Origin of the sequence: Paenibacillus sp. P46E (assembly GCF_001909095.1) — a bacterium.
GTDB lineage: Bacteria > Bacillota > Bacilli > Paenibacillales > Paenibacillaceae > Paenibacillus_AQ > Paenibacillus_AQ helianthi.
In genome coordinates this window covers 1-11,079 of the sequence record NZ_LVYZ01000087.1, presented here as the reverse complement: position 1 = coordinate 11,079, position 11,079 = coordinate 1, and the positions used below count along the sequence as shown (strand labels likewise).

The 11,079-nt window shown below is 50.5% G+C and carries 9 protein-coding genes; all 9 read right to left on the bottom strand.

Going from position 1 to position 11,079, the window contains the following annotated elements:
• Window positions 1-365: 365 nt before the first annotated feature.
• Complete coding sequence (locus tag A3849_RS29055) at window positions 366-1,196, bottom strand: MetQ/NlpA family ABC transporter substrate-binding protein (protein ID WP_074114554.1); 831 nt, start codon at window positions 1,194-1,196, stop codon at window positions 366-368.
• A 72-nt stretch (window positions 1,197-1,268) separates the two neighbouring features.
• Window positions 1,269-1,931: a methionine ABC transporter permease gene (locus A3849_RS29050; RefSeq protein WP_074114553.1), complete on the bottom strand. Its 663-nt coding sequence runs from the start codon at window positions 1,929-1,931 to the stop codon at window positions 1,269-1,271.
• Complete coding sequence (locus A3849_RS29045; RefSeq protein WP_083613715.1) at window positions 1,924-2,685, bottom strand: methionine ABC transporter ATP-binding protein; 762 nt, start codon at window positions 2,683-2,685, stop codon at window positions 1,924-1,926. The genes A3849_RS29050 and A3849_RS29045 overlap by 8 nt, the downstream gene beginning before the upstream one ends.
• Before the next feature lie 262 nt (window positions 2,686-2,947).
• Window positions 2,948-3,907: a carbohydrate ABC transporter permease gene (locus tag A3849_RS29040; protein ID WP_083613714.1), complete on the bottom strand. Its 960-nt coding sequence runs from the start codon at window positions 3,905-3,907 to the stop codon at window positions 2,948-2,950.
• 1 nt (window position 3,908) lies between these two features.
• Entirely contained in the window at window positions 3,909-4,877 is a 969-nt protein-coding gene (locus A3849_RS29035) for an ABC transporter permease (RefSeq protein WP_074114552.1), read from the bottom strand.
• Window positions 4,878-4,977: 100 nt separating this feature from the next.
• Window positions 4,978-6,675: a type 2 periplasmic-binding domain-containing protein gene (locus tag A3849_RS29030; RefSeq protein WP_074114551.1), complete on the bottom strand. Its 1,698-nt coding sequence runs from the start codon at window positions 6,673-6,675 to the stop codon at window positions 4,978-4,980.
• 116 nt (window positions 6,676-6,791) lie between these two features.
• Window positions 6,792-8,324, bottom strand: coding sequence for a response regulator transcription factor (locus A3849_RS29025; protein WP_074114550.1), 1,533 nt, complete (start codon window positions 8,322-8,324; stop codon window positions 6,792-6,794).
• Window positions 8,321-10,144 carry a sensor histidine kinase gene (locus A3849_RS29020; protein ID WP_074114549.1) on the bottom strand — a complete coding sequence of 608 codons (1,824 nt, stop codon included), beginning with the start codon at window positions 10,142-10,144 and terminating at the stop codon, window positions 8,321-8,323. The genes A3849_RS29025 and A3849_RS29020 overlap by 4 nt, the downstream gene beginning before the upstream one ends.
• A gap of 17 nt (window positions 10,145-10,161) precedes the next feature.
• Window positions 10,162-11,079: helix-turn-helix transcriptional regulator (locus A3849_RS29015; protein ID WP_143191933.1), on the bottom strand; the 918-nt coding region annotated here is incomplete at its 5' end.

The window sequence follows — 11,079 nt, the reverse complement described above, 5'->3', positions numbered from 1 at the left end:
TGGTGAACGTCTAGCCCCGCGCATCTTTCTAAAATCGCCTCCATCCACATCACCCCTGGAATCAGTTTGACGCAGGTCATGTACCCTCAAGTAAAAGGATTTTTATACACGTGCTCATAGCAACAATTGGCGGTACTCGTGGGATACAATCGGCCGGTTTGGGACTCAGAGTATGTCCTACCAAAAAAGCCTCGGCCTGTGACCTGCACTTCCATTATGGAAGACACAGATTCACAAGCCAAGACATTTTCATTCATGATGGTGGCCGTCAGGCCATGTTAGTTTGGGACAGCCCCTTTGCTTATTGGATACTATGCAATTATCACAAGCAGACAGATACGACGAGCAAGCCGCAGCTAACTGCTTTAAAACGCAGGCAGAGCGATATCTGCGTATTTGTCCTCAAGGAACTTTTTCACTTCCGGTCCGCTGATGCGTTTCGCCAGCTTTTGAATAGCGTCGGAGTTCTTGTTGTCCTCACGTGCCACCAGTGTAATGGTGAATTCGGAATCCTCACCTTCGGTGATCAGTGCATCCTTCTTCGGTGTCAGTCCTAGCGGACTTGCATAAGCAGGAGTCATAGCCACCAGATCGGCATCATCCAGCGTGCGGGCGAGCATCAGCAGGTCAACTTCCTTGAACTTGAAGTTTTTGGCGTTCTCTGTGATATCGGCCTGGGTCGCTTGAATACCCACGCCTTCCTTCAGCTTAATCAGTCCGGCTTGGGCGAACATTTGCAGCGAACGGCCAATATTGGATGGATCATTCGCCATAACCAGTGTTGCACCTTCCGGCAGATCAGCAATAGCCTTGTAACGCTTGGAGTAACCGCCGTAGATCGCATCATATACAGGTTGAACCGCTACCAGCTTGGAGCCTTTGCCCGCATTGAACTGCTCCATATAAGGAACATGCTGGAAGAAGTTCGCATCCACTTCCTTATTCGCCAATGCCTCATTCGGCTGAACATTATCAGACAGGATGACGATCTCCATATCCACACCGTCTTCCTTGAGCAGCGGCTTCACGATGTCAAGAATATCGGTCATCGGCGGGATGAGCGAGGCTACTTTTATTTTGACAGGTTCGGAACTGGCTGCTGCCGGTGTATCCCCGGCCTCCTTGTTGTTTCCGCAGCCTGCGGCAATCATGACCAGTACGAGTAGCATAAGTGTATATTTCAACGTTTTTTTCATTGGTACAGTGAACCCCCATTTTTCATATTTCTATATTTTGATATCATCCTGCTCATGAAACTTCACGGTCTCTCAGCGTTTATCCAGCAGCCTTGCCAGCGTGCTTCCTGCAAACTGGATGATTTGCACCAGGAGGATCATCACGAGAATCGCATAGACCATAACCTCCGTCTCAAAACGCTGATACCCGTAGCGGATGGCGAAATCGCCAACCCCTCCCCCGCCGACCACCCCCATCACGGTTGAGAATGAAATGAAGCTGATCGTCGAAGCCGTCAGTCCCAGCACCAGACCCGAACGGGCTTCCACATATAGGAACTTGAAGATCAGGCCCGGCTTCGATGCTCCCATGGACAACGCAGCATCAATTGTCCCCTTGGGAACCTCCAGCAAAGACTGCTCGACCAGCCGAGAATAATAGGCGATAGCGACAATGGACAATGGCACGGTTGCTGCCATGGTACCGATGGCTGTACCCACCAGGAAGCGGGTGAAGGGAATTAGCGCAACCACCAGCAGCAGGAACGGAAAAGAACGGACCACGTTGACGATGCTGTTCAGGACTAGTGACAACGCCTTGTTCTCATAGAGCTGGCCCTTGCGGCAAAAGTATAAAACAGTCCCCAGCGGAAGCCCCAGCAGCACTGCCGCGCCTACCGAAATCCCCACCATCACAAACGTTTCCCCGATGGACAACCACATCTGATCCTGGTATTTCAGCATATCCTCAAACATGTGCTTCCCCCGCTTTGCCCGTAATCCGTTCACGGTAGCTGCCCATGTGATCTTCCGGTGCGAGGAACCCGCCGTCTTCCCGGGAAAAAGAATCGACGATGCGTCCGCCTTCCATCACGGAAACATCAGTGCAGATCCTCCGGACGACATCCAGCTCATGCGTAACGATGATTACAGTTACCCCCAGCACGTCATTAATGTGCTGGAGCACGCCCAGAATATCTGCTGTGGTCCCGGGGTCCAGCGCGGAGGTTGGCTCATCGCACAGCAGCAGCTTCGGGCTGTTCGCAAGCGCACGCGCGATGGCCACCCGCTGCCGCTGCCCTCCGCTAAGCTGGGCAGGGTACTGCTCTGCTTTGTCCGCAAGCCCCACGAACTTCAGGCATTCCCGCACCCGCTCTATCCGTCCGTTCCGCGGCACTCCGGCCAGCTCCAGCGGAATGGCGACATTCCGGCTGACGGTAGCATTGCCGACGAGATTAAATTGCTGGAAGATCATGCCGATCTTCTGCCGCTCCTGACGCAGCAGCTTCTCCGGCAGTTCTGTCAGTAGCCTGCCGTCTATAGACACGGTACCTTCATCCGGGCGCTCCAGCAGATTAATAAGCCGCAGCAGCGTTGATTTCCCTGCCCCGCTGGCTCCGATGATGCCATGGATCGCCCTGGCCCGAACTTCGAGCGAGACCTTGTCCACCGCAAGGTACCGTCCTTCCTTCAGATCAAAGCCTTTGCTTACTCCACTCAGCGATAGAATATGAAGCCCTCCTTCCAGGCCGCCTGGACTAAAACCCTTGTTTCCAATAAGTGTATTACAAATATTTAAAAACTGTTTTATTAAAAATCTTTTTAAATAATAAGGCATTTTCTTCGCTGTGTCATCATTTATCTGAAAATGATATACCAACTGGGAATGTAAAAAAACACCGCTGATCGAAATCAGCGATGTCTAAAATGTAAGCCTAAGGGTTGTAGTGCAGGCTCCGCAAGTCTTCCGACGGCTGTAGCTTGCGGCGGATTTATTCTTTTACACTCCCGACGTTCAGCCCTACTACAAAATACTTCTGCATGAACGGATATACGACCAGGATTGGTACGGAGGCTACTATGGTTATGGCTGCCCGGATGGATAGCGGAGTTACCATCGCTTTGGCGGAATCCCGGTCCATCCCCACACCTGCGGCAACGTTCGGGTTGCTGTTGGAGTTCATCGTGGTCGACAGCAGCTTCATCAGCTCATACTGCAGCGTACTCAGACTCTGCTTGGAAGAGGTGTAGATAAAAGCGTCGAACCATGAGTTCCATGCCCCGACAGCCACAAACAGCGCGATAGTCGCCAGTACCGGCTTGCACAGGGGGAATACCACTCGCATGAAAATTTTGAAGTCGCCTGCACCGTCGATACGGGCCGATTCCAGCAGGCTTTCCGGGATCGTACCAATATAGGTGCGGATGACGATCATATTAAATGCGCTGATCATCGTAGGGAAAATGTAGACCCAGAAGCTGCCCAGCAGGTTCAGATCCTTAATCAAAAAATAATTAGGAATCAGACCGGCGCTGAAATACATCGTAAGCACAAAGATAATGGTGATTGGCTTGCGGAACACATAATCTTTTCGGCTGAGCGTATACGCAAGCATGGTGGTCAGAAAAATATTAAGGATCGTCGAGACAACGGTCCGCGCCACCGAGATCCAGAACGCATCATAGATGGTACCGGAAGCAAAGATGGCCTTGTAATTCTGCGTGGTCCACATTCTCGGCCACAGATAGATACCGCCGCGAATGGTATCATTTCCCGCATTGAATGAGACGGCAATGGTATTCAGAAATGGATATAGAGTAACGAGCACCAGACAGACCATAAAGACCGTATTGAAACTATGGAAGAGAACCGGTTCCAGTCCGCTGGGTCTCAAGCTTTTTTTCACGGATAAGCCTGGCGTAGTGCCTCGGCTAATTTGCTGGTTCGCCATGCTATAACAACCTCTCTTCCCCGAGCCGTTTCGCTGTCCAGTTCGCCATCAGCAGCAAAGTGACGCTAACGACTGTCTTGAAGATCCCGCCAGCGGTGGCCAGTGAATAGTTGCCCTGGGCAAGCCCATATTTGAGTACAAAAATATCGATCGTTTCCGACCAATCCACTACAAGCCCGTTGCCGAGCAAATACTGTACTTCAAAACCCGCTTCGAGCACATGTCCTACAGACATGATCAGCAAAATAACAATCGTAGCTTTAATCCCCGGGAGAGTTACAAATCTCATTTTCTTGTACCGGCTGGCGCCGTCGATCTCAGCAGCTTCATATAATGCAGGGTCAATGGAGGCAATGGCGGCCAAATAAATAATGGTATTCCAGCCGACCTCTTTCCACACATGCGAAGCCCCGACGATGCCCCAGAAGTATTTCCCCTCACTAAGCCACAGAATCGGGTCCTTGATGATATGCAGCTTCATCAGAACAATGTTGACGATCCCGTCATTGATGGAGAGCGACGTAGCTACAATACCTGTTACGATAATCCAGGACAGGAAGTGAGGCAAATAGGAGATGGTTTGCACTATTCTTTTCCAGAATACCTTGCGGATTTCATTCAGCAACAGCGCAAGGATAATGGCGGTAACAAATCCGAGAACCAGGTTGATCATTCCCATCGCCAGCGTATTGCGCAGGACGCGGAGGAAATTATCGTCTGTAAACAAGAATTCGAATTGCTTGAAGCCCACCCATTCCTGCTCACTGAGGGAACGACCCGGCCGGTAATTCTGGAAAGCCATGGTCCAGCCCCACACAGGGACATACGCAAAAAGCACAATATACAGCAATAAGGGAACAGACATCCAAATCAGCTGATTCTGATTTTTAATCAGCGACCACGTAATGGGCTGCTTCTTTCTTTTCTTTGGATGCAAGGCGACGGTTTCTTTCCCTAAGGTCTCATCCATATAGGTTTATCTCCCCACACAATCATTTATTTCAGGAGGTGCTGTAGCCCTCTTGACGGCTCAGCACCTCCTGGTGAATCCAACCTCTTAACGCCGCAGCTTATTTACTCCAGGTATCAATTCTCCATTTGATCTGCTCATTGATCTTGTCTTCATAAGCCTTCACATTGGCCTTCTTGATGTCACCTACATAATCGCTCCAGATAGAATCGAATTTACCAGGATCAGCTAAAATGGCTTTCGGCAGGTATTTGGTGGACAATTCATTCAGCTTAGTGTTGGCAATTTTTGCATCCGAGCCTTCCACGAGGTCAATGGACCAGGCCGGGTAATAGACTGGGTTCGCTGGCGGTTTACTGAAGAAATCTACGTAACTGTTAAATCCGTATGCAGCAAGCACTTCCTTGTCGTAAGGCTTCACACTGGCTGCATATTCTTCAGGCTGTGCTGACGCATCCGTGGAGTTGCCATCACTGTAGCTGCCCTCAAGCTTAGGGAGATAGCCGAAGAGAGTCTTAGCTTTATTAGCCATTTGCCACGTCGGATCAGCGGCGTTGTCCCGTTGTTCCTGGGTTTTCATAAATCTGCCGTCCTTGACAATGTAATCTTCACCCTCAATACCCCAGGAGAAGGTCTTCTGCCAATCCTCGCTGATCAGCGTTTCGAGCAGCTTGATAATCTTCACAGGGTCCTTGGCATTAATGCTGATTCCGAGTCCGTTGTTCAGGTTCAGCACTGCAAGATCCCGGTAGTAGTCTTTGGTGGATGCGTCATAAACCAGAGGAAGCCCAACATAGGTCCGCTCGATCTTCCCTTGTGTGGTTAAGGAATCTTCCGCCGCACTAAAATTCCAGTGTTGGTCGAACATTCCGAGAACCGTTCCGCTGGACAGCTTCGCCATATACTGGTCATAGTTCTGAACGAAGGTTTCTTTGTCGATCAGTCCTTGCTGGTTCATTTCGTTCAGCTTTTGATAATATTTCTTGGCATAATCCTTGTCTGCAAAAATCTCCGCTACTCCATCAGTTACAACAACACCGCCATCGTTCGGATGGCCGATCAAATGCTGAGGCGCGTTGAGCAGACCCCAGTTTTTCCAGTCATAGTTAAGTATTTCGAAGCCAACAGTCGGGCTTCCGTCAATCTTCGGATATTTTTCTTTGTATTTGGCAATCAGGTCCACATATTCATCCAGTGTTTTAACTTTTGGATAACCGAATTCCTTGAGCACGGCTTTTTGAATCCAGAAGGCCGGTCCTGAATACCAGGAGCTCTTCACTTCACCGTTATACACACCATAGTTAGGCAAAATGTAGATATGTCCGTCATTCGGGTCCTTCATCATGTTCCAATAATCTGCATAATGCGCTTTCAAATTAGGAGCGTATTTCTCGATGAGATCTTCCAGCGGAATATAGGCTCCTGCCGCTGTAAGCTTCGTATTCCCTGTCATCATATCCGGGTAATCCTGCCCTGCGATCATAACGCCGAGCTTCTGATTGATATCCCCGGCCAAATATTCGAAATTAAATTTGGCTCCCGTTTCATCCTTAATCTTTTTGAAAATTTTGTTATCCGGTGTCGGCGGCTGGCCCGCTTCACCAATGAAGACACTGATGTCAAACGGCTCAACCTTGCCATCCGTGCTAGCTGCCGTTTCTGTTGCAGCAGCCCCGCCATTCTTCGCCGCATCCTTGCCGTTGTTGCTGTTGTTGCCACCGCAGCCTGCCAGTGTGAAGCTCAGGGATAACAGGACAATCAGGGATAGCTTGAACACATTTTTCGACTTGCCCCCCATAAGGCACCTCCATATTGGTTTTGTATATCCACTTTGTAAGCACTTACATTCCTAAATTATAGAGGTGTTGCAAGGTGGAAAATACGACCGAACTAAAGGTGTACCCCCCAAAAAGTTTAGGACTTTGTATTGCGGTACTGCCCGGGACCGGTGCCCATTTTCTTCTCAAACTGTTTCAGGAACTGCCCATAATTCGTATACCCTACCTGATCGGCAATCTCCGAGAGCTTCAGAGTACTCTGCCGGAGCAGGTCCGCTGCCTTTTCAATCCGCAGCGTATGCAGCTGCTCATTGAACGGAATACCGTTCTTTTTGCGGAGCAGCTGTCCAAGATATACCGGATGCAGATAAAAAACCTCTGCCAGCTTCTGTATCGTCAGGCTTTCGCGGTAATGCTCCCCGATATACTGATTAATCTCCTGAACAATTCCATGGGAGCCCTGACGCTGCGCCTGCATCAGCTGTTCAATGCAGGCTTCCCCGCAGGCAGACAACAGCTTCATTAACTGGGTTAAGTTAAGCAGGGTGTGCGGCATTTCAGAAGCATCAAGGCTTCCCGGCAAGAGCAACCTTCGGCCTTCTCCGCCTTCCGGAGTCAGCCCGATCATCCGGTACATCAGATGAATGACCAGCTTCTTTACGACATCGGGTGCCACGTGCTGTTCACGAAAACTATGGGCCGCCGAATCAACCGCTTGCCTGAATCTCTCTAGGTCCAGCGTATTGACAGGAGCCAGAATGGCATCCATCAGCCGGATATGGTCATAGTGATAGCTAAACGGATTGTCGTTAATCTCCTGATAGGATATATAACCGACGGGTAATGTCCCGTAAAAGAAATGCAGCCCCGCTTCCTTCGCCGTCCGGTAGCTCTCAGCCAGGTGCAGCGCAGATTTGCCTGCGGCTCCGAGTGAAATGAACACGGGCTTGCCGGCATATTCCTGCTGCAGCGGGGCGAGCATGTCCGCCGCTGTTGCCGGGAAGCGGCTTCCATAGCCGAATACAACAGCCAAGCTGCCTGCTTCCAGGTCCACTAAATACATTGCTTGTTGTTCAGCGACAAGAGCTGCCACTCTGCCCCTCAGCTCGGGATACAGCTCCGGTATGGTCTGAAGCAGCAGTATATTCCACCAGTCCATACCCTCAGGCAGTCCCACCGGAAGCACCTGCGCCTGCTGGTCATCCGGCTTATGCAGCAGCATCCTCTTCATTCCCGCAGCTATCGTTTCGGAGGAAGCCATTTGATTCATCAGCAGCCGGCGGTTGTCCCGTTCCAGTTCCTGATGGATTGCCTTCAGCTCTTCTGCGGTCTCCTCTGGAAAAATCGGTTTCAGCAAATAATGATGGATGCCATACCGGATGGCCGTCTGCGCGTACTCGAATTCACTGTAGCCGCTTAAGATCGCGAATCTGATCTTCTCCGGCTCTTCCCGGCGCCAGGCAGCGACCATCTCCAGACCATTCATTACAGGCATGTTCACATCCGTAATCACCAGATCCGGCTGCAGCTGCCGCATCTGCTCTATTCCCTCCCGGCCATTGCTGCAGGTTCCGCAAACATCGAAGCCAAGCGCCTCCCAGTCGATCCACAGCATCAGCCCCTCAAGGCTGCTCGGTTCGTCGTCAATCAAAAGTACTCTATAGTTCATACGTCTCCCTCACCTTCAAACGGGTACAACCTTTCCAAGAGCCGAAGCGGAATCCCAAAGGTCACAACGGTCCCCTGGTTCGGCGTACTGATCATCTCGAACCGGACCTGATCCTGATAATACAGCTCCAGTCTGCGGTATACGTTGCGCAGTCCGACATTGACCCCTGAAGAATCCTCGTTCCTTATGGCACCCATCAGCTCCTTGAGCTTCCCGGCCTCGATGCCTTTGCCGTTATCGGACACTGTAATTTGCAGGCGGTTGTCCTCTACAGCCGTTTTTACCGTAATAATCCCAAGCCCCTCAATAGTCTGCAGACCGTGCTTGCAGGAATTCTCCACCAGCGGCTGCATACTCAGCTTAGGGATTTTGTACCTTTTCGACTGCTCATCGATTTCGAACACATAGTCGAATTTATCTCTGAACCTGAATTTTTCAATCTTCAAGTACATCTCAATGAACGACATTTCTTCCTCCAGCGACACCAGATCCTCCTTCCAGCTCAGCAGCCTCCGGAGCAGCTTTGACAGGCTTTTCACAATATCCGTCACATCGGAGTAATTCTTTTTGGTGCAGACGACCAGGATCGCATTCAGCGTATTGAACAGAAAATGGGGATTCATCTGGCTCTGGAGAAAATTGAGTTCGGCCCTGACACGTTCCATCTCCAGATTTTTTTTCTGAATTTCCAGCTTATACACGTCATTGATCAGCGAATTGATCCGGGTGGTCATCCGGTTGAAATTATGGATTAATCCTCCAATCTCATCGCGGCCTTCGTCAATGCGGATCAGCTCAAACTTCTCGTTCGTCACCTTCTGCATATGTCTGGAGAGCCGCTTGACCCTGTAGTTATACGATCTCAGCATCACATAGATAAAGCCGCTGGTCAGCAAGGTAATCGTAGTCGCCAGAAAAGCGGCATACAGCCGCATATCCAGCACCGCCTGCGTAATCCGCTCGCCCTGGGTGATCCCGACAATCCGCCAGCCCTTCAGATAAACGGCTGTGCCTAAGGGTGCGATATGAACATCCTCCCTGGCTCCATCATCCAGCTGTTTGAACAGCGGGTAGGGCTCGTCGGTGATTCGCTGATAGCCGCTGTCCACTGACATGACAATCTGATTCTGCTCGTTGACCAGATACAGACTGAGATAATCTTTTTCACGGGCAATCACATCATAAATTTCAGTAAGATCCAGATCGATCCGCACCAGCTTCTCGTATGTATTGTAATTCCTGAAGTTGTTCATGATCTGGATCACACTGAGAGCTGGAATGGAAACGGATGCATTTCCGTCCACACCCGTTCGGTAAGCGGTTACAACAACCTGATTATGTGAAGTCTTCAACTGCTTATACCAGTCACTGTTCCAGACCCGGTTGTTTATGGCCTGATAGTTACCCCCGGATACGATCGAGCGGTTGTCCGTAAATATACTGATCCGGTCAATCTGGTTGTTCACCGGCATATAGCTGTTCAAGCGGTCCCGGAGCTGTTCGTCATAGGCACCATAAAAGTCGATGAGATTCTTATACTCCCGGTCCAGCATTTCATACAGATTCTTATCCGTAGACAGGGTGTAGGCCACCGCGACACCGCCCTCGATAAAATCATGAATATCCTTCCGTGCCCGCTCCAGCGAGATCTCCAGATTCTGCTGCTCTCTTGAGCGGATCAGATCGGTGATCCGGTCCAGGAAGACCAGGTTGATGATCATGATGGGAAGCAGGACACCCACGAAGTAAATCAGAAAAAATTTATAGTTCAGCGGAATATCATTCACAAAATGAGCAAATCGGAATCTTTTTTTCCCCAAGGCACGCACCGGCTTTCTTAGAGCTGCTTATTGCTGCCCGCATGTTTGTATACGGAGGGCGGGACCCCCACCATTCCCTTAAATTTCTCGATAAAATAGTCCGTATTCGAAAAACCGACCTGCAGCGCGATATCCGATATTTTGAGCTGTGTCCGCTTAAGCAGCCCCTTGGCTGCTTCAATCCGCTTCTCATTCACATACTCGCTGAAACTGCACCCGGTCTCCTTGCGGAACAACTGTCCCAGGTAGGTGGAATTCATGTGAAACTGCCTGGCCAGATCCTGAAGCTGCAGCTTCCCCCTGAACTCAAGATCTACGTACTGTATGACGTTAAATATGGTGTTTCCTTGGTTGGCCTGCTTCAACTCCGCCAGATAGGCAGAACTCTCAGTACACAGCCTGTATACATAACGGCTCAGCAGAAAATAATCACCAAGCCCTCCGAGATTTCCGAATTCAGCCTGGAGATTGCCCATCACCTTGTCGGGATCACCATTCATCTCCTTGAGGTGGCGGTATAGAGTCATTTCCAGATGGGCAACCTCTGCCTGGACCTCTTCTACCGTGAACAGCTTACCGGCAAACCTTGCAAAAGCCTCCTTGACATAAGCCTGCAGCTTCGCCGCTTCACCTGCCTTGACCTTGTTCACCAGTGCTGTGAACCCTTCTTCATGAATACCCTCCTCCGGCCGGCATTTCTTGAGATCACTGTAATGGAAAATCCCGCTGCGCTCCCTCTGGTACTTAAGCTTCCACACCTCAAGAGTCTGCAGATAGCTCTCGCGGATGGCGGCGATACCGGTCAGCCGGTCGCTGACTATTACAATAACAGGCTCCTGAAGCTCTTCCGCCAATTCTCTTTGCAGCAGACTGACGGCTCCATCCAGCGCATCGGAGGACAAGGCAGCGGACTGCATGACCAGGCCCGCCCGGCC

Coding starts and splice junctions, on each gene's coding strand:
- A3849_RS29035 (WP_074114552.1), bottom strand. CDS start 4,877: ATGGATGAGACCTTAGGGAAAGAAACCGTCGCCTTGCATCCAAAGAAA.
- A3849_RS29030 (WP_074114551.1), bottom strand. CDS start 6,675: ATGGGGGGCAAGTCGAAAAATGTGTTCAAGCTATCCCTGATTGTCCTG.
- A3849_RS29055 (WP_074114554.1), bottom strand. CDS start 1,196: ATGAAAAAAACGTTGAAATATACACTTATGCTACTCGTACTGGTCATG.
- A3849_RS29050 (WP_074114553.1), bottom strand. CDS start 1,931: ATGTTTGAGGATATGCTGAAATACCAGGATCAGATGTGGTTGTCCATC.
- A3849_RS29025 (WP_074114550.1), bottom strand. CDS start 8,324: ATGAACTATAGAGTACTTTTGATTGACGACGAACCGAGCAGCCTTGAG.
- A3849_RS29040 (WP_083613714.1), bottom strand. CDS start 3,907: ATGGCGAACCAGCAAATTAGCCGAGGCACTACGCCAGGCTTATCCGTG.